The 21,087-nt window shown below is 55.9% G+C and carries 22 protein-coding genes; 5 read left to right on the forward strand and 17 right to left on the reverse strand.

Going from position 1 to position 21,087, the window contains the following annotated elements:
• Nucleotides 1-54: 54 nt before the first annotated feature.
• The 6 genes from TG4357_RS00765 to TG4357_RS00790 all read right to left on the reverse strand — a co-directional run bounded on the left by TG4357_RS00765 (nt 55) and on the right by TG4357_RS00790 (nt 7,279).
• Nucleotides 55-996: a homoserine O-succinyltransferase gene (locus tag TG4357_RS00765; protein WP_058260962.1), complete on the reverse strand. Its 942-nt coding sequence runs from the start codon at nt 994-996 to the stop codon at nt 55-57.
• 52 nt (nt 997-1,048) lie between these two features.
• On the reverse strand, nt 1,049-1,909 hold the full coding sequence (locus TG4357_RS00770) for a hypothetical protein (protein ID WP_058260963.1): 861 nt from the start codon (nt 1,907-1,909) through the stop codon (nt 1,049-1,051).
• Nucleotides 1,910-2,044: 135 nt separating this feature from the next.
• Complete coding sequence (locus TG4357_RS00775; protein ID WP_074646781.1) at nt 2,045-3,118, reverse strand: OmpP1/FadL family transporter; 1,074 nt, start codon at nt 3,116-3,118, stop codon at nt 2,045-2,047.
• Nucleotides 3,119-3,337: 219 nt separating this feature from the next.
• Nucleotides 3,338-4,204, reverse strand: a complete 867-nt coding sequence (locus TG4357_RS00780; RefSeq protein WP_058260965.1) for a DMT family transporter — start codon at nt 4,202-4,204, stop codon at nt 3,338-3,340.
• A 113-nt stretch (nt 4,205-4,317) separates the two neighbouring features.
• Entirely contained in the window at nt 4,318-5,889 is a 1,572-nt protein-coding gene (guaA, locus tag TG4357_RS00785; protein ID WP_058260966.1) for a glutamine-hydrolyzing GMP synthase, read from the reverse strand.
• Nucleotides 5,890-6,031: 142 nt separating this feature from the next.
• Nucleotides 6,032-7,279, reverse strand: coding sequence for an OmpP1/FadL family transporter (locus TG4357_RS00790; protein WP_074646783.1), 1,248 nt, complete (start codon nt 7,277-7,279; stop codon nt 6,032-6,034).
• Between the two features lie 324 nt (nt 7,280-7,603).
• Between TG4357_RS00790 and TG4357_RS00800 the strand changes: the two genes are divergently transcribed.
• Nucleotides 7,604-9,148, forward strand: a complete 1,545-nt coding sequence (locus tag TG4357_RS00800; protein WP_058260969.1) for a trimethylamine methyltransferase family protein — start codon at nt 7,604-7,606, stop codon at nt 9,146-9,148.
• A gap of 7 nt (nt 9,149-9,155) precedes the next feature.
• Here the strand turns inward: TG4357_RS00800 and TG4357_RS00805 are convergent, their stop codons facing one another.
• Nucleotides 9,156-9,458 (reverse strand): DUF6477 family protein, encoded by a 303-nt coding sequence (locus TG4357_RS00805; protein ID WP_058260970.1) that lies wholly within the window; start codon nt 9,456-9,458, stop codon nt 9,156-9,158.
• A 236-nt stretch (nt 9,459-9,694) separates the two neighbouring features.
• Here TG4357_RS00805 and TG4357_RS00810 point away from each other — a divergent pair, with 236 nt between their 5' ends.
• A complete protein-coding gene (locus tag TG4357_RS00810; protein ID WP_058260971.1) occupies nt 9,695-10,822 on the forward strand; it encodes a DUF6456 domain-containing protein in 1,128 nt (375 codons plus the stop codon).
• Nucleotides 10,823-10,828: 6 nt separating this feature from the next.
• Here the strand turns inward: TG4357_RS00810 and TG4357_RS00815 are convergent, their stop codons facing one another.
• Nucleotides 10,829-11,545 carry a VIT1/CCC1 transporter family protein gene (locus TG4357_RS00815; RefSeq protein ID WP_058260972.1) on the reverse strand — a complete coding sequence of 239 codons (717 nt, stop codon included), beginning with the start codon at nt 11,543-11,545 and terminating at the stop codon, nt 10,829-10,831.
• A 254-nt stretch (nt 11,546-11,799) separates the two neighbouring features.
• On the opposite strand from TG4357_RS00815, the gene TG4357_RS00820 reads away from it, so the two are divergent.
• Nucleotides 11,800-12,735 (forward strand): hydrogen peroxide-inducible genes activator, encoded by a 936-nt coding sequence (locus tag TG4357_RS00820; RefSeq protein ID WP_058260973.1) that lies wholly within the window; start codon nt 11,800-11,802, stop codon nt 12,733-12,735.
• A gap of 88 nt (nt 12,736-12,823) precedes the next feature.
• Here TG4357_RS00820 and TG4357_RS00825 read toward each other — a convergent pair whose 3' ends face one another.
• On the reverse strand, nt 12,824-13,375 hold the full coding sequence (locus TG4357_RS00825; RefSeq protein ID WP_058260974.1) for a peroxiredoxin: 552 nt from the start codon (nt 13,373-13,375) through the stop codon (nt 12,824-12,826).
• Between the two features lie 254 nt (nt 13,376-13,629).
• Here TG4357_RS00825 and lipA point away from each other — a divergent pair, with 254 nt between their 5' ends.
• Complete coding sequence (gene lipA, locus TG4357_RS00830; protein WP_058260975.1) at nt 13,630-14,583, forward strand: lipoyl synthase; 954 nt, start codon at nt 13,630-13,632, stop codon at nt 14,581-14,583.
• A gap of 193 nt (nt 14,584-14,776) precedes the next feature.
• Here lipA and TG4357_RS00835 read toward each other — a convergent pair whose 3' ends face one another.
• From TG4357_RS00835 to hpt, 4 genes are all read right to left on the reverse strand, one after another.
• The gene (locus tag TG4357_RS00835; protein WP_058260976.1) at nt 14,777-15,667 is read right to left on the reverse strand and encodes a cytochrome c; all 891 of its coding nucleotides are present in this window, start codon (nt 15,665-15,667) and stop codon (nt 14,777-14,779) included.
• 19 nt (nt 15,668-15,686) lie between these two features.
• Entirely contained in the window at nt 15,687-16,160 is a 474-nt protein-coding gene (locus TG4357_RS00840; protein ID WP_058260977.1) for a c-type cytochrome, read from the reverse strand.
• Between the two features lie 82 nt (nt 16,161-16,242).
• Nucleotides 16,243-16,419: a hypothetical protein gene (locus tag TG4357_RS19615; protein ID WP_168370959.1), complete on the reverse strand. Its 177-nt coding sequence runs from the start codon at nt 16,417-16,419 to the stop codon at nt 16,243-16,245.
• Nucleotides 16,419-16,970, reverse strand: a complete 552-nt coding sequence (gene hpt / locus TG4357_RS00845; protein WP_058260978.1) for a hypoxanthine phosphoribosyltransferase — start codon at nt 16,968-16,970, stop codon at nt 16,419-16,421. The genes TG4357_RS19615 and hpt overlap by 1 nt, the downstream gene beginning before the upstream one ends.
• Before the next feature lie 69 nt (nt 16,971-17,039).
• On the opposite strand from hpt, the gene TG4357_RS00850 reads away from it, so the two are divergent.
• Complete coding sequence (locus TG4357_RS00850) at nt 17,040-17,495, forward strand: type II toxin-antitoxin system RatA family toxin (RefSeq protein WP_058260979.1); 456 nt, start codon at nt 17,040-17,042, stop codon at nt 17,493-17,495.
• A gap of 113 nt (nt 17,496-17,608) precedes the next feature.
• Here the strand turns inward: TG4357_RS00850 and TG4357_RS00855 are convergent, their stop codons facing one another.
• The 4 genes from TG4357_RS00855 to TG4357_RS00870 form a co-directional block, all read right to left on the reverse strand.
• The gene (locus TG4357_RS00855) at nt 17,609-18,787 is read right to left on the reverse strand and encodes an ammonium transporter (protein ID WP_058260980.1); all 1,179 of its coding nucleotides are present in this window, start codon (nt 18,785-18,787) and stop codon (nt 17,609-17,611) included.
• Between the two features lie 154 nt (nt 18,788-18,941).
• Nucleotides 18,942-19,415, reverse strand: coding sequence for a CinA family protein (locus tag TG4357_RS00860; RefSeq protein WP_058260981.1), 474 nt, complete (start codon nt 19,413-19,415; stop codon nt 18,942-18,944).
• Nucleotides 19,412-19,903 carry a phosphatidylglycerophosphatase A family protein gene (locus TG4357_RS00865; protein WP_058260982.1) on the reverse strand — a complete coding sequence of 164 codons (492 nt, stop codon included), beginning with the start codon at nt 19,901-19,903 and terminating at the stop codon, nt 19,412-19,414. The genes TG4357_RS00860 and TG4357_RS00865 overlap by 4 nt, the downstream gene beginning before the upstream one ends.
• Nucleotides 19,900-21,039: a bifunctional 2-C-methyl-D-erythritol 4-phosphate cytidylyltransferase/2-C-methyl-D-erythritol 2,4-cyclodiphosphate synthase gene (locus tag TG4357_RS00870; protein ID WP_058260983.1), complete on the reverse strand. Its 1,140-nt coding sequence runs from the start codon at nt 21,037-21,039 to the stop codon at nt 19,900-19,902. Before TG4357_RS00870 ends, TG4357_RS00865 begins: the two co-directional genes overlap by 4 nt.
• Between the last annotated feature and the right edge of the window lie 48 nt (nt 21,040-21,087).

A 21,087-nucleotide genomic window follows, 5' to 3' on the forward strand; every position in this document is an offset into this window, starting at 1 on the left:
TCGGCATCGCGACGAACAATTTCTGTCGGGTCCGCGATCTTGTCGCAATACGGGTTACTTGCGCCAGTCGGTGCTGGCCTGCCCTATCTGTTCCATATCAAAAGGCGTGGTCAGATAGATTTCAGACACCCAGTTGCCAAACAGCAGATGCGCATGGCTGCGCCAGCGGTTTTGTGGTGTCTTGCTCGGATCGTTGTCGGGGTAATAATTTGCCGGAACATTGATCGCTGTACCCGACGCGACATCGCGGTCGTATTCTTCCTTCAACGTGTTGCTGTCATATTCAAAATGGTTGAAGACATAGAGCGCGCGATGCGCTGTATCTTCGACCAGTGCCGGGCCGGTTTCGTCGGAATCGATCAGGATCGGCAGGCCGGCAGCTTCGATTTCATCGCGCCGCAGTTCGGTCCAACGGCTGACTGGGATCACCATATCGTCAGAAAAACCGCGCAAATAGGGCGAGGATGGCGCGCAATTGCGGTGCCGGATACAGCCAAAGGCCTTGTGGCCTAGGATGTGTTTGGGCACACCGTGGAAGTAATTGATCATCGCCATACCGCCCCAACACACGCCGAACGTGGAATGCACATGGGTCTGAGTCCAGTCGAAGATCCGGGTCAATTCATCCCAATACGTGACGTCTTGGAAATCCAGATGTTCGATCGGCGCGCCGGTGATGATAAGCCCATCGTACTTGGTGCCCGCCGCTTCGACTTCGCTGAAGGGGCGATAAAATGCCTCCATGTGATCGGCGGCGGTGTTCTTGGCTTGGTGTTCGCTCATCCTGATTAGATGAAATTCGATTTGCAGCGGTGTGGCACCGATCAGCCGGGCGAATTGGTTTTCCGTCTGGATTTTCTTCGGCATCAGGTTCAAAAGCCCGATCCGAATCGGTCGGATATCCTGTTGTGCCGCGCTGTGTTCCGGCATGACCATGACACCCTCGCGCGACAGCACGTCGAAGGCAGGCAGGTCAGCGGGAAGTTTAATCGGCATTGGTCAGGCTCCGGTTATGGATGAAACGGGAAAGGCTATGTACGGTCAGGGATCAGTCGCGTTCAAGTGCGGTGGCGATCAACTTATTGAAATCCTCTACGGTTTTGACATTGGCGATCTCGTCGGCGGTGACTGTGACACCCCAGTTTTTTGCCATCGCTTCGTAGCGCGGTTGGCGGTGGGCCAGCGCCTGAGCATAGGTCCAGCGGATAAAGTCGTCTGGATCGACCTGTTTTTCGGTCAACTGAAACAACGCAAGATATTCTTGCCAGACCCGATCCAGAAATGCCGGCTGATAGGACATTGGCTTGGGCATCTTGTCGAACCGTCGGATCAATTCATCTGTATGGGCGTCATCACCTTTGATCCAGACCATCAAGGTCGTGTTGGCCAGCGATCGCAGTATCGTGTCGCTGGAATCTTCGGGATCGACCCATTCGCAGATCGATCCGCCGGTATCACAGATGAAATGCGGATAGCCGTACAGCGCCTCGGCTCGTTCAATGAAATAGGACGTGTCGGTCAGCGCCTTAATTTCGGCCTGACGAAACTGGTCCTGGCGACGGGTGAATTCACCAAAGGGCAGCCCGCCTTTGGCCGGATCGCCCGGCTTGCCAAGATAGGCCGCGACCGGGGTGAGATTGTCAAAGGTGATATTTGATCCAATATAGATTGAATCCGACATCAATAGGTCGCGCAGGAACGGTACCTTCATCGCCTCGCGCTTGGCGTTATCGGCGATATATTCGCCCATGTAGCGGGTACCGATGCGGTAATCGATGGAATAATGGAACCAGTCGCCGTGATCTCGCAGGATGTTGGAGACATAGGTTTTTCCCAAACCAGACATGCCGAAAAACAGCACGCGTTTTTGCGGTGCGTCCAACCAGTCTTTTCCGCTCTGGTAGATCATTGCGTCACCTCACTATCCTGTCTAGTCCCCTTAACTTCGACCGGGGAAAGGGTCAAATCATTATGCTTTTCTCAAATCGCAATGAAAAAGGCCCCGTCGCAGGGCGGGGCCTTTCGATGATGTGTTTTAAGCAGTTCAGAACATGTGGGTGATCTTTAGACCTGCCGCCACGGCGCTGTTGCCGGAAAAGTCGGAAAACAGCGTCTTGGTGGTGGCATCGCCCACCCAGACATAGCGGACACCCCCCGAAATTGCGGTGGAATCGTTGACTTGGTATTTCAAACCCAACGCGATCGAAGTGTAACCGTCAGTCGGGCCGAGATTCCCTGTCAGGCCACCACCCTGATCCTCAAATCCGAACATGACCGTCCCAGACAACTTGTCGTTGAAGCGACGCCCCAAGCCCAGACTATAAGAAATCGTGTCTTTGCTGTAATCCACCAGTGCGCCGTTCACCGATGTATAGGCGGCTGGCGAAATGTTGAACGACGTCCAGTCGACCCAACGCGCCGAAAACATCAATAACGTATTTGCCGCGATTCCGGTCTGGAAATCGAAATTCACCGATTTGGGCATTTCGGTGGGCATCACCGACGTCGGCAAGGTGACGCCGCCCACTGTTTCGACGACGTTCAAGTTGTGGGAGACCTCGGAATTATAGGTCAGGGCCGCCCGCAATGCGATATCGGGTATCTCGTAGGCGGCACCGATCAGGTAGCCATAGTCGGTCTGTGTGTCAGAGGTCATCGAATACCCCGAGGCCGGCAGAGCCACTTTTCCCGATGTCCGGATTGCACGGACACCGCCGTGAATGCTGAACCTTTCGCCGGTCTTGTAACGCAAAACAGCGGTGAGCGAATTCGTGTCGATCGTGCCAGTGGAGCCAGCTAGCGGGTAGCCGGTGCCGCTGGGATAGGCGACATCGGCCCCAAAGGGCTGATCCCAGATCACCGCCATCGATAACTTGTCGTTCAGGTCGCGTTTATATCCAAGGCCGAACTGGTTGTAGGCATCCGACATATTGCCGGACCCAGCAAGACCACTGAACACGCCCGATACGCTTGGCGCCACGTGGCCGAAAGAAAAGTCGATTACGTTGCCGCTTTCAAAAAGAATGCCGATGCTCTGACCCGAACGGTCCACACCTCCGGCAAAAGATGCCCCAGCAGTTAACATAACTGCAGAAACCGCTATTGCGATTTTTTTCATTTTAACTCCTCCCAAAGTCGTATCGGAAAGAGTATCGGCATATATTCGCCAGTCAATTACTGACCACACGTCATGCTTGTATCAACAGTACGGACTGTTTGGTCCCCGTTTTGGTTCGTAGCGGCGCTTTTCTGAATTTTGGATCAGGCTTCAGGGGGGGGCGCATTCTGCCCCAAGGATCTGTGGGCGACCCCTTGATGCATTTCACGCCCGTTCTGATTACCGCCGCGTTTCGCCCCAGATATTCAGGTAATTTCCGGCAAAGATCGCCAGCGCCCCGACGACGACCCAGATATCCACCATTTCACCATAAACCAGCATTCCTACCACCGCGACAATCGGCAGCCGGGTGAAATCGATCGGCATGACAACGCTGGCCGGGGCCAGCGACAAAGCGGTGGTCAGGCAAAAATGCGCCAGCAGACCGGCGCATCCGATCAGTATCAACCAAGGCAGCGACTGCATCGAGGGAACCGTAATGTCGCCATCATATCCGGCACAGATTACACCGAACACTGCCTGCATAACGGTCAGGTAAAACAGAATGCTGATAATGGTTTCACTGCGGGTCAGCTTGCGGGTGAAAATCGCCGTGAAGGCAAAGGCAATTGCCGTCATCGCAGCCGCTACCTGTCCGAATTCAAGCGTCGCGGCCGTTGGTCGGGCGATGATCAGGATACCGATGAACCCGATCAAGGCCGCCAGCGCGCGGATCGAGGTTATCCTTTCACCAAGCAATAGTGGCGACAGTACCACCACCCAAAGCGGCGCGGTGAATTCCAGCGCAAAAACCTGGGCCAAGGGAATGACCGTAATGGCGAAAAACCACAGATTTTGACCTGTGAAATGGCACAGGTTTCGGATCAGATGCAGACGCAAATTGCGCCTGTGGATTTGCCCCAGAGTACCGCTGCCCGCCGCAACGATCAAAACGATGAAGATGCCGACGAAACTGCGATACATCATGATTTCAAAGGTATCGAGTTCGAAACTGATCGCGCGGCCCGCCACCGCCATCGAGGTGAAGGAAGCAATCGCGCCACTCATCCAAAGCGCCGCTTTGAAAACATCCGCTCCGGCTGTCATTTTTCCGTCAACTTCTTCTGTTCACAAATATCCCGGGGGGCAATGTGTTGAAAATCCGCATGATTTTAAACGCAGAAGGGGCAGCGCCCCCTTAATCCTCCGCCCAAGGTCCGTTATTCCAGTTCGATCGTCCCCGGTGGTTTCGAGGTGCAATCGTAAAACACCCGGTTCACCCCCTTCACCTCGTTGATGATCCGCGTCGCGGTTTCGCCCAGAAATTCATGGCTATAGGGATAGTAATCTGCCGTCATCCCATCGACGCTGGTCACTGCGCGCAGTGCCAAAGCGTAATCATAGGTCCGCCCGTCGCCCATCACGCCGACGGTCCGCATCGGCAGGATAGCAGCAAATGCCTGCCAGATTTCGTCATAAAGCCCGTGCTTGCGGATCTGGTCGATATACACCGCGTCAGCTTCGCGCAGGATATCGAGTTTTTCGCGGGTGATTTCACCGGGACAGCGGATTGCAAGTCCCGGTCCGGGGAAGGGGTGTCGGCCGATGAAAGAGGCCGGAAGACCCAATTCATGCCCCAAAGCGCGCACTTCGTCCTTGAACAATTCGCGCAAGGGCTCGACCAGTTTCAAACCCATCTTTTCCGGCAATCCGCCCACGTTGTGATGCGACTTGATCGTCACTGACGGCCCGCCCGAAAAACTGACCGATTCAATCACGTCAGGATAGAGCGTGCCCTGAGCTAGGAATTCGGCATCGTCAATCTGATCGGCATATTTCTGGAACACGTCGATGAACAGCTTGCCGATGATCTTGCGCTTGGTTTCGGGGTCGGACACGCCGTCCAGTTCGCCCAAAAACAGGTCCGATTCATCGGCATGGATCAGCGGAATATTGTAGTGGTCGCGGAACATCGACACGACTTCGTCGGCTTCGTTCTTGCGCAGCAAGCCGTGATCGACAAAGACGCAAGTGAGCTGATCACCGATCGCTTCGTGGATCAGAACGGCGGCGACCGAACTGTCGACTCCACCAGACAGACCGCAAATCACATTTTTATCGCCGACCTGTTCGCGGATCTGCTTGATCGCTTCTTCGCGATAGGCCCCCATGGTCCAGTCGCCTTTGAAACCGGCGACACGGACGAAATTTTCATACAGCGTTTTGCCATTCGGGGTGTGATGGACTTCGGGGTGGAACTGAACCGCATAAAAGCGGCGATTCAGATCTGCCGTGATCGCGAAGGGCGCCCCTGGCGATGTGCCGAACACTTCGAAGCCCGGTGCGATTTCAGAAACATGATCGCCGTGGCTCATCCAGACTTGTTCGCGGCCCGCCCCATCCATGAACCACCCGGTCAGCAGGTCCGTGCGCGCTTCGGTCGGAGTCACATAGGCGCGACCGAATTCTGCAGTGGCATGTTCACCCGCTTCGACCTTGCCGCCAAGATCGTGCATCATCACCTGCTGGCCATAGCAGATGCCCAAGATCGGCACCCCAAGATCATAGACCGATTTGGGTGGCCGCGGTGACCCATCGCGCATTACGCTGTCGGGACCGCCCGAAAAAATCACTGCTTTCGGCGCGAATTCGGCCAAGAAAGCGTCGGTGACTTTTTGATAGGGGTGAATTTCGCAATAGACATTCAGTTCACGCAGGCGGCGCGCAATCAGCTGCGTCACCTGGCTGCCGAAGTCGATGATAAGAAGGCGGTCATGCGATGTCTGTGTCATATTTGCCTAGTAGGGCCGAAGCCGCGCAAGGTCAATGCAGGACAGACCGCCGTGCGCATTCGGATCGATTTTCCGGTGCGTGACGCAAAAAAAACGCGAGGCCCCGTAGGGCCCCGCGCCGTAAGCTTTGGCATTCAGCGGCTTACCACTTCCAGGTCATCGCGAAGGACAATTCGTCCTGGCTCATCTGGGTGGATATCGGTGCGGCGCCGGGGAAAGGCGGGCTGGGAAGAACTCCTGACAAAGAATTGTCGAAAGCATGGGTGTAAGCGATGTGGAATTCGCGCCGGTCGTTGATCCGCATCGTACCACCGATCGAGGCGTGCCATTGCGGCGTCGCTGGGGCCAGAGCATTAAGCGTGGTCTGACTGGAATCGGTGAAACTCGTGTTATAGGAAAGGCCACCGCGTACCGTCCATTTCGGGTTCATTTGGTATTCGGCCCCGATGCGGATCACGTCCATGTCTTTCCAGCCGAAACCTGGACCATTCGCGGCACCAAGCGGACCGGCTGATGGGAATTGGTTTCCCAAGGCGGCGACCTTGGAATAGAAAATCCGTTCCCATTCTGCGGTGAAGGTCCAGGCTGCATTCGCTTGTGGGTTGTAGGACAGGCCGAGTTTGGCAGTGGCCGGGATGTCGAAATCGCCGCCTTCGGCGAACAGGCCCGAATATTTTTCGAAAGGCTCCATATAGATCCGCGACCGGTAGCTGGCCCCGAATGTGAAGCCGTTTCCAGCATCGACTGTGGCACCGATCATTGCACCTGCACCGAAAGACCAATCATCGCCGTTATCGGTCAATGCTGCCGGGTCCGCCGAAAAACCGCTGAACCCGGACAGGCCGGTTGCCGAGAACCGCTGCGCGGCCAAGATCGGCGCGAAGCCGAGCGAAACGCCGTTGCCCAAATCCTTGGCATAGTTCACCTGGATGAAAAGCTGTTCAAGATTAACCCCCAACGGCCCGGGCACCACACCACCGCCAAAGAAGTTGGTTGGATATTCGGTGTTCATGCCGCCATTCCCGTACATCAGCACGCCGAGCGTCGCGTCGTTCTTGAGCCGGAAATTGGCACCACCACAGGGGACAGCAAAAAATTCCTTGTCGCTTTCAAACGTGCCCATGCCGGTGATCGTGGTCGAACGCTTGGGCGAAAACAAACTCAGGCAGCCTTCTGCCTGATCTGGATAGCGGGTGCCCATGGCCGGGTTGGCGGTAAGACCCATAATACCGGTGCCGATAGCAACGCCGCTCCCGGCCATGCCCTTTGATGCAACGCTAGTACCGTTGGAAAAATAGCCGTTAGTAGCCGCAGCCGGCGCCGCGGCGAACGCAAGTGTCGTGGAAGCCAAAACGCACCAATGGCGTCGGCTGGCGAATAGTCTTATCATGTTTTCTCCTCCCTTTGGGGATGATCCCCAGAAGCCCGGATCGCGAAGATTTCTTTCGCTTGGCCGGTTCTTCCCGCAACATGATTAAATGCGAATGTTTTAATGTAAACATAAAATGCGTTTTTTCGAATATAAGACGGCAAGCCGTTACAATTTTCGACTTTCTGACGGACCTGCAATGGTCGAACGTGCCAATGTCATATTTTTCAATGTCGTATTTTTCCCCCGAAAGCCGCAAATCGCGCAAGCAATGGCACCCCGTTGGCTTAAACATAAAGCAGCGGTGGGTTCCGCTTCGCGCAATGGACAAGGGCAATACGAACGATGAACGAAACATCAGCACGGCGGCGGACGAGATCAGGCGGCGGCGCGGCGCGGCGGGCGGAACGTTCTGCGGTGTCGTTTGAAACCGCTAAATATATCGAACGCAATATCCCGAATTTCGAAGTGCTGAGCGAAGAAGCGCTGGAAATCATTGAAACCAATGCTGAAACGATTTTGGAAGAAATCGGTGTTAACTTCGTCAATAATCCCGGCGCGTTGCAACTGTGGCGCGACGCTGGAGCGGATATAAGGGGCGAACGGGTGCATATCCCGCGCGGGTTGGCGCGTGCGCTGTGCAAGACTGCGCCGTCCAGCTTTACCCAGCATGCCCGCAATCCGGACCGCAATGTGGAAATCGGCGGCAAGTCTCTTGTTCTGGCCCCGGTTTATGGTCCGCCTTTCGTGCATGACGTCAAAGGTGGACGCCGATATGCCACGATGGAAGATTTCCGCAATTTCGTAAAGCTGGGCTATATGTCGAAATGGCTGCACCATTCTGGCGGCACGGTGTGCGAACCGACCGATGTGGCGGTGAATAAACGCCATTTGGACATGTTGCACGCCCATATGACGTTGTCTGACAAACCCTTCATGGGGTCAGTGACGGAACCCAGCCGGGCGCAGGACAGTGTCGATATGTGCGGCATCCTGTTCGGCAACGATTTCGTGCAGAACAACACGGTGATGACATCACTCGTCAATATCAATTCGCCAATGACCTTTGACGATGTGATGATGGGCGCGCTTGAGGTTTATGCAAAGAATAATCAAGCCTGTATCGTGTCACCTTTCATAGTTGGCGGTGCGATGGCTCCGGTATCGGTGGCGGGAACTTTGACGCAGGTATTGGCCGAAGTTTTGGCCGGCGTCGCCTATAGCCAACTGGTCCGCAAGGGCGCGCCGGTGATCATGGGGGCCTTTGTAACCTCGATCGATATGAATTCGGGGGCGCCGACCTTCGGGACGCCCGAGGCTAGTCATATTACTTATGGTGCGGGTCAACTGGCCAGGCGGTTGAACCTCCCGTTCCGGTCGTCTGGATCATTCTGCGGGTCGAAACTACCCGATGCGCAAGCGGCTTACGAAACCGCCAACAGCCTGAATATGGGACTGTTGTCGGGGGTTAATTTCATGCTGCATGCCTGTGGCTGGCTCGAAGGTGGGCTGGTTGCGTCTTTTGAAAAATTTGTCATGGATGCCGACCAGTTGGGCGCGTTGCACAAATTTGCCGCCGGTATTGCCATCGATGAAAACGCCCAAGCGATGGACGCGATCCGCGAAGTCGGTCCCGGCGGTCACTATCTGGGATGCGCCCATACGCAGGCGAATTTCAAATCGGCGTTCTGGCGGTCTGATTTGTTTGATTACAAACCGTTTGAAACATGGGCCGAAGAAGGCAGCCGCGATACCATGGCTTTGGCTTCGGCGCGGGTGACGAAGTTACTGTCTGAATACCAGCCGCCTGCCATGGACCCGGCGGTGAATGAAGCGCTGGCAGTCTATGTCGCAGAAAAGAAAGCCGGAATGCCAGACGCCTTGGGGTGATCCGGAATCAGGACACGTTGAAATTATCGGTTGATGTGCGCAACAAGCGCGCCTCGCCCATCATGGCAATCAGGACCTCAATGTGCCGTGCGCAGGAATAGCTTGCGCGGTCCTCTTTGCGCTGATGATCCAAATCATCCTCGATATCCATAAGGAGCGTCAACGCCGGGCCATTCGTTGGCAAGGATGCGGTCAACAGAAGACGGCGCAAATGCAGGTTTCGATTGTATTGTGTCACGCCATGCCGTGCCGCGCGTATCAGGAGGGCAGGGCGCCGCAAATGGCTCAATAGATCAAGTTGATCGGTCATTTTCAGAACTCCAAATCGAAAATTCCGAGACCTCAGTAATACTACTTATGAGAGTGTTGCGCTTTTTGCGAACTCTGCGCACGGGCGTTTCCGACACTGTTCATTATTTGGAAACAATGATTGCGAACGAGGAAACCGTTAACCAACAGTTAGCAATACCATCTCTAGGTTGTGGATTGTCTTGGGGGAAAGCTGTGCATAAGCAGGGAGTTACCTCTGACCTAAAGGAATGGAGCATGTCGGACAGAGTGGCATCAGATATCAGACCTAAGCTATTTCCCGGTTGGGTGCCTTCTGCGGCATTGCTATATCTCGAACATACTGAAAAAGGTCTTTCGATGCGCCAACTCGCGCAGCGCGCCGGGGTGCATGCATCAACCGTGATGCGGCAAATCCGAAAATTGGAAAACCGACGTGACGACCGTTTGGTTGATGAGGCGCTGAAACGATTGGGTCGGCAATATTGCAAAACTGGCAAAGCGGAATCCTCGCCCCCCTATAAGCAAAAGGATTCCGTGATGAATATGCAAAATACCACAGTTCCCCCGTTGCCTGACGAAGCTTATCTGAATGACGAGGCCGTGCGTATTTTACGCCGACTGACCGAACATGCCGCCGTGTTGGCCGTGTCTGCAGAATTGGAAAAGGCTGTGGTGGTACGTGAAATAGACCGCAGTATAAGCATCCGTACCGCCGTGGTTGATCGACGTGTAGCCGAGGTAATGGCGCTGAAGAACTGGATTGATTGCGGCGCACCGGGTCGAATTTCCAGATATCACATCACGTCAGATGGACGCGCGGCGCTGACTCAATTGTTGGCACAATCTGAATCGCGGATCCGGAACGGGTTTACCGAATCCCAAACGCCCTTTGTAGGTCGGGACAACGATGCAAATGGACAAATCGACGGCACGGCGCGCAGGCTTCGCTATAATACGGTGGAATCGCCTTTGACGCTGTTGGCTCGGCGGAAGGACAAAGACGGAAAGCCATTTTTAGCCACCGATCTGGTTGCGGCAGGCGAAAGACTGAGGGAAGATTTCGAACTTTCCCGGCTCGGGACGCGAAGTGTGCAGAACTGGGATCGGTTTCTGACCGAGGCGGACCGTTCGGGTTCGCCCGTTGCGGAACCGGGCTATGGTCCTGCCGCCGCCCGCGAGCGCGTTACCGGGGCGCTTCGGGATTTGGGGCCCGGTCTAGGCGATGTTGCCCTGCGGTGTTGCTGTTATCTGGAAGGGTTGGAGGCGGCGGAGAAACGGATGGGATGGTCGGCACGTTCTGGCAAGATTGTGCTGAGAATCGCTTTGCAGCGGTTGAAACGGCATTACGAATTGCTGGGCGATGCCGCTGCAATGATCGGGTAGGGCGTTTCAGCCGCCCACCAACCAGCCAACGAAAAACGCCACCGCCGCGCAGACCGATCCGACCCCCAATGTTTCGGTCACTGCGCGGCGATAGTTTTCCTGCGTCGCCCAGCCGCGCAACACACCCAACAAAGTCAGGGCCAGTAGCGTGGTGCTGAGAGAAAGTTGAAAACTGGTCTGGTCCGCATCTCGAATGAGATATGGCAAGATCGGCAGCAGCCCGAAAACCACGAAGGCCCCGAACGTCACCAACCCGTTGATTGCCGGATTGTCGCGTTCGGGTGCCATGCCCGCCTTTTCATGGCTAAGCAACATATCGGCCATCATCGGCGCGTGGTTGGATATTGCTTCGGCCGCTTGCCGTGCCTGCGAAGGCTGCAATCCACGTTTGCCGAATTGATCGGCCAGACTGTCAGTTGCTTTGTTTCGGTCCTGATGTATCTGCTCCAACCGTTCTGCCCGACGTCGGCGATACATTTGGTGTTGGGACCGTGCCGACAAAAATTCCCCCAATCCCATGCTGACAGCATCCGCAAAAAGATTGGCAAGACCGAAGACAACCACTGCCAACCCACCAATCTGCGCAATACCTTCGGCCCTTGCCCCGGCAAAGCCAGCGACGATTGCGAATGTGGTAACGATGCCATCATTGCCACCATATACGATCTGTTTCAGATAATCGCGGATACGGTCGAAGGTTGAGTTCGGTTTGGTGTTTGGCATGTTGGTTGCTCTGCGGTTTGAAGGTATTCGACTATAGGTCTCTGTGCAGGGCTTTGCTTGGTTTGGCACGACCAATACGCCGCTTTGCACCGTTTGTGTCACAGATCCCACGTTTTACCGTGTTTGGGGTGGGAAATGTAACACAGATGCAAACAGCAATGTCGGCAGGATGGGACCAATTTCACAATGCCAATTCCGCATGTAAAATTATAACTATATCTTGTAAAAATTACTTCTTATGGTTGCTGATAGTTATGAACATTACTCTCAAACAGCTTGAATATTTCGTCGCTCTGACCCGGCATCGCAATTTCGGTCGGGCGGCTGATTCTGTTCATATTTCTCAACCTGCCTTGTCAGTGCAGATCCGGGAACTCGAGACACAGTTGGGGCAGCCTCTGGTCGAACGTAAAACCCGCGACATCGCCTTGACACCGTTCGGTCGGACGATTCTGGATCACGCGGAACGGGTTTTGGCTGAAATGCGGTCCCTGAAAGAAAGCGCGCGCTGGAATGATGGTTTGTCAGGGCAATTGCGGCTTGGTGTTATCCCAACCGTCGCGCCGTATATTTTACCGGCCGCGCTTGCGGCGCTGCGCGCGCGCGATATTTCGCTCGACGTGCAGGTGCAGGAAACCGTGACGGCCCGGTTGATCGACGGTCTGCGCTCCGGGGCTCTCGACGTGGCCCTGATGGCGTTGCCCGGCAGCGAAGAAGGTTTGACCGAAATTCCGCTGTTCGAAGACCGGTTCGTTCTGGCCGGAAGCCAATCGCGGCTTGATGCCTTGGGGCCACTCAGGGAAAATTTGCGCCCGACCGAGTTGGGTCAAAATCCCTTGATGTTATTGGAAGACGGGCATTGTTTGACCGATCAAGCGCTCGAGGTCTGCGGCCGGAACAGGGGGCATTCCCAGATCAACATGGGGGCCTCATCGCTAGCAACGCTTTCGCGCCTCGTCGAAGCGGGCTTTGGTCTGACATTGATGCCGGAACTGGCGCTGAGGTCCGAAGCGTTAGCAACACCTAATCTGCGGCTGGCCCGGTTTGCCGATCCGCAACCGGCGCGGCAAATCGGTTTGGTGCATCGGAAAACCACCAACGAAGGCAAATGGTTGCAGGAACTGGCGGAAATTCTGACCGAAGCAGGTCAAGAACAAATCGCTTGTGCCAAAGACCTTGTCAGGACCTGATTGTTGCGCCCTGATCGTGGTGAGACGGTTAAAAAATACGCCCGCGGGTTTCGTGACCCGCAGGCGTTAATTGGATTGGATCGGGTTCTTATTCCGCAGCCACGGCAGAGGCGGCGTTTTCCAGGTATTTCATCAGGTTTTCCGGCGAACTTTCACCATAGGGATCTTCGCCGTGATTGTCGGCACGACCGGGTTCTTCGAACCAGGCTTCGACTGTGCCATCGTTCACGACCGCAGCATAGCGCCAAGACCGCATACCGAACCCCAGATTATCCTTGGCCACCAACATGCCAACCTTGCGGGTGAATTCACCCGATCCATCGGGGATCACATTGACGTTTTTGATTCCTTGGGCTTCGGCCCATTTGTTCATCACGAAACTGTCATTCACGGACATGCAGTAGATTTCGTCGATGCCCAGATCCCGAAACTTGTCGGCATTGTCTTCGAAACCGGGCAGTTGATATGTCGAACAAGTCGGCGTGAAAGCGCCGGGCAGGGAAAACAGGATCACCCGCTTGCCGGAAAAATAGTCGGCTGTGGTCTTGTCCTGCCAGCGGAATGGATTCGAACCCCCGACGGATTCATCACGAACGCGGGTATGGAAGGTCACGTCAGGCAGTTTCAGGCCAGCTTGCATTTTGGTATCCTCTAAATTGGTTCAGTCCCAGTTAATAATCGTTCTAAAACTGACGGCAATTATTTTCTGCACTTGCACATTTGAGAAAACAATTTGAATTCATTGGATTGCGATCCATAGTCACGTGATTTCATTCAAAAATGCTGCAATCGCATTGCGATGCTCTTTGCTTTGTGCATAGCCGCTATGCGGCTCTGGCGGTTCAGGCGCGGCTCGAATATAGTAAGGATTGAAAAAACAGCAGGACAGACCCCGTGCGCGATCTAAAAATCCCCCAGCAGCGGCACCCCGAAAAGGCACATCGCCCGGATAATGCTCAGCCCAAAAAGCCAACGTGGATTCGCGTCAAAGCGCCGGTTTCCGAGGGCTATAAGCAAACCCACAAGATCATGCGAGAACACAAGCTGGTCACGGTTTGCGAAGAAGCAGGCTGTCCCAATGCGGGCGAATGCTGGAGCCAGGGCCACGCCACCATGATGATCATGGGCGAGGTCTGTACCCGGGCCTGCACCTTCTGCAATATCGCCACCGGCAAACCGCCCGAAGCGCTGGATGCTTTCGAACCGGGCCGGGTGGCGGATGCAGTGCAAAAACTGGGGCTGAACCATGTGGTGGTGACGTCCGTGGATCGCGATGACATCACCGATGGCGGAGCGGAACATTTTGCCCAGACGATCCGCGCCATCCGGCACCGCAGCCCGAAAACCACGATCGAAATCCTGACCCCGGATTTCATCAAATGCGACCCGTCGGTGCTTGAAGTGGTGGTCGAGGCCAAACCCGACGTTTTCAATCACAACCTGGAAACCGTGCCTGGGCTTTACCCCGAAGTGCGGCCCGGTGCGCGCTATTTCCATTCCTTGCGGCTGTTGCAGCGGGTCAAGGAACTGGACCCGACAATGTTCACCAAATCGGGCATTATGGTGGGGCTTGGTGAAGACCGGCAGGGCGTTCATCAGGTGATGGACGACATGCGTGCCGCCGATATCGATTTCCTGACCATCGGGCAATATCTGCAACCGACACCGAAACACCATGCGGTCGATCGGTTCGTGCATCCAGATGAATTCAAATCCTACGAAAAAACCGCCTATGGCAAGGGGTTCCTAATGGTCTCGGCAACCCCGCTGACCCGGTCGTCCTACCACGCTGGCGACGATTTCGCCCAGCTGCGCACGGCGCGTCTGAAAAAGCACGGTCAGATGTGATCTTTGTTACCACCTGAAACTGCTGGCGCATGGGGCCCTGCCTCCATACGCCCAGAATATTTGGTCCCTCAGAAACGGCATCGTCTGCGTTTCATCTTGCGGTAAATACGCCCGCCGGAGGCAGGCCCGAAGGAAAATTCAGCAGGGATTTTCCCGAGATATCAAGCGCGCCCGGAACGGGCGCCCCTTTTGATCACTCTACGGCGGGCACTGCTTTCAGATAAGCCGCGATCGCTTGGCGGTCTGCCAGCGGCAAATGCGCCAAGTTTTGCACGACCTCTGCCATTTCGCCGCCGGCACTATCGTATTCAGGCGTGAATCCGGACGTAAAATATTCCACCAGATCTGTTTCCGACCAATCAAGCTTCGCGGGGGTGATATTGGGTATCTTGCCTTTTCCGGACGGGTTCGGCGCGCCGCCCAGCCAGCGGTCGTAATCAATCCCGCCAAGCGCATTGCGTGGGCTATGGCATTCGCCGCAATGGCCCAACCCTTCGACCAGATCGCGCCCACGGGCGGCTTCGGGCGACAGATTCCCGGTCAAAATCCGTGGCGGGCCGCCGAACAGGATTTTCCACCCGCCCAACGCGCGCCGGATGGAGAACGGAAACCCAACTTCATGCGCTTTGCTGGGAATGTCGGAGGCTGGTAGTGTTTGCAGGAAGGTCCAGAGGTCGGCGACATCCTGGGGGCTGGCCCTTGCATAGGATGTATAGGGAAAGGCCGGGTAGTAATGTTGCCCCGCAGGAGATGTGCCATGCAGCATCGCATTTGCCAAATCACCGGTTTTCCATGTCCCAAGTCCGTGCTCAGGGTCGGGTGAAATATTTGGGGCGTAAAATGTGCCAAAATCGGAGACAAAGCTCCGCCCGCCCGACAGGACGATCCGGTCTGTGCCTTCGGCCTGCGGCGGCGAATGACAGGCAGCGCACCCCCCCGCCCAGAAAACGATTTCCCCACGTGCTACATCGCCTCTCAGAGCTGCGAATTGTGCTTCGGGGACGCGTTCAGGCGCGGTGGCCCACCAGCCGACCGCGCCCGCCAAGAGGCCAAACAGGACGCCATATCGCAAAGGGCGTTTCATTCGTGGGGGATGCTCCGAATCAATTTTCCGGAGCACGATACGCCTTGTGGCAACCGCCGCAGGCCCCGCCAAGCGGTCCCATTGCCCCTTGCAGGGATTCGAGGCTGGTGCCTGACGCGATTTCCATCGCTGCCGCCGCTTCGGAAAGCGCCATGGCCTTCTTCATCACATCGTCCTGATTATCCCAAAGGTCGGGCAGGGCGCGGGTGTTGTCGGCCGACATTTCATCGGAACCTTGTGGCCACAACCTAGACGCATCGAGTTGGGTCAGCAGAACCAGGCTTGAGGCCGCAGCCTTCGCCGCGTCTGCATTATAGGGAACGGCGCCTTTGGCCATACCGCCCAGAAGTCCGAGATTATGCGCATAGAGCTGCATCTGTCCCTGACGGGCCTTGATCACACTGTCGGTTGCAGCATCGTTTTCGGCAAAAACTGCGCTGCCAAGTCCGGTGACAAAGGCCGCAGCTAGAACGCATTTGGAAATGACTTTCATCGGCGAAACTCCTGTTGAATGAAACACCCGCGCAGCTTAGCGGGACGAAGAAGAAATGGTGTTCACAAATTCGTCAACGATACTAGCGGAGCGGGAAACGGCCTGTGCCTCCTTCAATCGTCATCCAGTCTGGCCAGCCGATCCAGCGTTCCACTGCATAGATCATGAAACACACCGCAATCACCGCCAGAACCAGCTTGACCTGACGTTCAGAGGGCGGGTTGCGGGCCCATTTCGACATGCGAAACAGCCAATGCATCAGCCGTCATCGGTATCGACAAAGCGGACTTTGCCGATAAAGGGCAGATTGCGGTCGCGCTGTGCGAAGTCAATGCCAAAGCCGACGACGAATTCGTCGGGGATTTCGAACCCGATCCAGTCGGCCTTCACGTCGGCTTCGCGCCGTGATGGTTTGTCTAGCAATGCAATCGTTTTCAAGCGTTTCGGATTGCGTGAATGAAGCAGGTGCAGCACATGGCTGAGTGTGTAGCCGGTATCGACGATATCTTCGACCACCAGAACGTCGCGGCCTTCGATTTCGCCGCGCAGATCCTTTAGAATGCGCACTTCACGACTGCTTTCCATGGCATTGCCGTAAGACGAGGCTTCAAGGAAATCCACTTCGACCGGCAGGTCCAGTTCGCGCACCAGATCAGCAATGAAAACAAAACTGCCGCGCAGCAACCCGACCACGATCAATTTGTTGGTAGCGGCGAATTCGGTTTCGATTTCGCGCGCCAATGCTTCGATTCGCGCTGCGATCTGCTTGGCCGAGATCATTTCGTCGATGACATATGGACGCTCTGGCATAACACCCCCTTGCAATTTCGCGCCCAGTCTACGAAATGATCCCCCACTGTCACGCGAAAAAGGGGCGACATGCCGACCCATTCCGAAACCCGGCCCCTGCCTTACTCGGCACAGCAGATGTATGATCTGGTGGCAGATGTTGCGGCCTATCCGAAATTCCTGCCTTGGTGCGCCGCTGCGCGCATTCGCAAGGTCACGCCGCAGAGCGACGGGACAGAGGTGATGGAAGCCGATCTGGTGATCAGCTTCAAGGTGTTCCGTGAACGCTTTGGCAGTCTCGTAGTTTTGCATCCGCAAGATTTGAAAATCGACACCGAATACTTGGACGGACCGTTCAAATACATGAAATCTACCTGGTCTTTTTCTGAGGCTGAAGGTGGTTGCGAAGTGTCATTCTTTGTCGATTTCGAATTCAGGAACGCCGTATTGCAGGGCATCATCGGCGTGGTGTTCAACGAAGCAATGCACCGGATCGTGCGGGCGTTCGAAAGCCGTGCTGAAGCGCTTTACGGGCCTTCAAGCTGAGTATGATGCCTGATTTGAAATCAAATAACGGTCAATTTCATCTGAAACAGAACCCGTCTGGATAAAAAAACGGGCCCTGACCGGGCCCGTCGAACGCGTAATTTCAGGACCGGTCAGGATCGGTGATCATAGGCCCGTTCGCCGTGAACGCTAAGGTCCAGGCCGTTGGTTTCGGTTTCTGCATCCACCCGCAACGGGGTGATCAGGCCAACCAGCTTGGCAAGGATGATCGAGCCCCCCAAGGTGAAGGCCCCGACGATGGCCAGGCTGCCCAGTTGCGCCACCCAGGAACCTGCGCCGAAAGCGGCAATCATAATGGTGCCGAAGATGCCACCGACACCATGTACGGCAAAAACATCCAGCGTATCATCGACGTGCAGCTTGTTGCGGATCACGTTGACCATTTCCTGACACAGAACCCCGGCGATTGCGCCGATGATCAGCGCCTCAACGGGACCTACGAATCCACTGGCTGGGGTGATCGAGGCAAGACCAGCGATAGTGCCAGTGACCAGCCCTACCAGCGATGCCTTGCCGAATTTAATCCGTTCCCACAAAGCCCAACTCAGCGACGCGGTGGCGGCCGAGATATGGGTCACGGTCAGCGCCATTGCAGCGCCGCCATCAGCGGCCAGCTGCGACCCCCCGTTGAAGCCGAACCAACCGACCCAGAGCATCGCAGCGCCGATCATGACATAGCCGGGATTGTGTGGCGGCGTGGTCTGATTGCGGCGTGCGCCCAGCATGACGGCCAGAACCAGCGCCGCGATACCTGCGGTTTCATGCACAACGATACCACCGGCAAAATCTTTGACGCCGGTTTCGCCGAAGATGCCGCCATCGGCCAGAAAACCGCCGCCCCAGATCCAATGTGTAACCGGCGCATAGACCAGCAGCATCCAGAGAGCCGAGAATAACAGCACGAAACCAAAGCCGATCCGTTCGACATATGCGCCGACGATCAGTGCCGGGGTGATGATGGCAAAGGTCATCTGGAAGGCAAAGAACAGCACTTCGGGCAATGTTCCCGACAAGCTGTCGGCATTGATGCCGTCAAGGAAGGCTTTGCCCAATCCACCCCAGTAGGCATTGTCATCGCCAAAGGCGATGGAATAGCCCGCGATGAACCACAAGACGCTCATCAAACAGGCGATGGCATAGCAATGCATGAAAACGCTCAGCACGTTGCGCGCGCGCACCAAACCACCGTAAAACAGCGCCAGTCCGGGCAACGTCATGAACAGCACAAGAGCCGTTGCAACGATGATCCAAGCGGTATCCGCTCCGTTCATTAATCCATCCTCCCCTAGTTGGTTGGCGTGGATCAATCGAAGAATTGATGCAAAAGAAAGAAGCGACTTGCCTTTTAATAGGTTAAAAATAACTCATTTCTAAAACTGACCGCCAATTAAGCTACTAAATGGCGTAATGTTGAAATTATAATCGTTAAATGTCTGCTGCATTAAGCAGCAAGTCGAGTGATTTTTGAACGGATTGAGCGCGCACATTCGCCCGCCCCAACGGGCCGAATTCAATGGTTTCTGTTGCCGTGGCGTGATCTTTGATTGCGATGCCAAAGCAGACACGCCCTTCGGGTTTGAATTCGGACCCTCCCGGACCGGCGATGCCGGTGATGGCTACCGCGACATCGGCGTCAGACCGGGCCAGCGCCCCTTCGGCCATTTCTTGGGCAACCTGTTCCGACACTGCGCCATAAGTGTCGAGCGTGGTTTGCGCCACGCCCAGCATCTGCACTTTTGCGGCATTGGTATAGGTGACAAAACCTCGATCGACCACGTCGGAAGACCCCGGCACATCGGTCAACGCGGCCATCACCAAACCGCCGGTACAGCTTTCGGCGGTGGCAATATGCAGCCCCAAAGTCCGGTAACGGTCAAGGACGTCTGAGGTGGCATTCATAGCCCCAAAACCCCGTGTGAAATACCGGCACCGATTACCACAAGAACGGCTGCGAAAACACCAGCAATGACGTCATCCAACATCACGCCCAACGCGTCACCACGCCGGTCGGCCCATCCGATGGGGCCAGGTTTCCAGATGTCGAACAGGCGAAACCCCAAAAAGGCAGTGACCCAGCCGGGCCAAAGCGCCAGAACATCCGCCCCGGCATGGGCCGCGCCGATCAGGGCGGGGGCCAGCGCAATCCATTGACCGGCGACTTCGTCGATCACGATTTCGCTGGGGTCGTGGTCGTGCTTGCCTGCGGTTTCCTGCGCTGTTGCCCACCATCCAAGAGCAAAAACAAGAACGGTTGCGATCAAGAACAGCGGCACACCACCCAGAATGTAAACCGCATAGCCAACGGGCAGGGCGGCCAGCGATCCCCAAGTGCCGGGGGCAGGGCGCAGATGGCCGACATAGAAAAAAGTCGCAATCAGATGTGTCATGGTTTCACCAATGTTGCAGTTGCCAACGCCGCGATGCCTTCACCGCGACCGGTAAAGCCCAACCGTTCGCTGGTGGTGGCTTTGATCGATACCTGGTCAGGGGCCAGCCCCATGATCCGGGCCATTTCCTGCTGCATCGCGGCGGCGTGCGGGCCAATTTTGGGATATTCGCAGATCAGCGTACAATCGACATTGCCGATCGCATATCCCTTCGAGACTGACAAATCGACCGCATGGCGCAGGAAAATTTCGCTTGCCGCACCTTTCCATTGCGGATCGGACGGCGGGAAATGCCGACCAATGTCGCCTTCGGCCAAGGCACCGTAAATGGCATCGGTCACCGCGTGCATGCCGACATCGGCATCGGAATGGCCTTGCAGCCCACGATCATGCGGCACCGCGATACCGCACAGAATCACATGATCGCCGTCGCCGAAACGGTGCACGTCATATCCATTGCCCAATCGTATATCCATCTGACCCCGCAGAATGTTTTCGGCCCGGATGAAATCCTCGGGCCGGGTTATTTTTAGATTTTGGTCCTCGCCCGGAACGATGGCAACCTCGATACCAGCAGCGCGGGCGACCTCGACATCATCGGCAGCCCCCCCTGAATGCGTGCGGTGCGCCGCCAATAGTGTTGCAAAATCGAACCCTTGTGGCGTCTGCGCCCGAAATAGCCCGCTGCGGTCCTGCATGCCCTGCACCAATCCATCCGCCCCCTGCCAAAGCGCGTCGACCACCGGCAGGGCCGGGGCTGCACCGAGATGGGTGTCCAGCGCAGCCAAGACCGCACCGATCAGATCCGGGCTAAGACAAGGGCGGGCAACATCATGGATCAGAACCTTACCGATCCCGTCTTTGGTCAGCGTTTCCAGCCCATTTCGAACAGAAGCGACTCGAGTCGCACCGCCGTGGCAGATTCGGATCTTGTGATGATCTGCCCAATCAGCAATTTGACCGTAATCGTCGGGATGGATAACCAGCACGATCAGATCGATCGCGCCATGGTTCGCGAAAGCTTGCAACGTCCAGTCCGCTACACGGCGTCCGGCCAGCGCACGCCATTGCTTGGGCTGGCCGCCGCCGGCCCGGATGCCACGGCCCGCAGCAACAATCAAAGCGGCGGTCTTCATATCGCTCCGGTCCCTTGGAATGAACTTGTTTTAAGCATGTCTGTGCAT

Origin of the sequence: Thalassovita gelatinovora (genome assembly GCF_001458355.1) — a bacterium.
Lineage (GTDB): Bacteria > Pseudomonadota > Alphaproteobacteria > Rhodobacterales > Rhodobacteraceae > Thalassobius > Thalassobius gelatinovorus.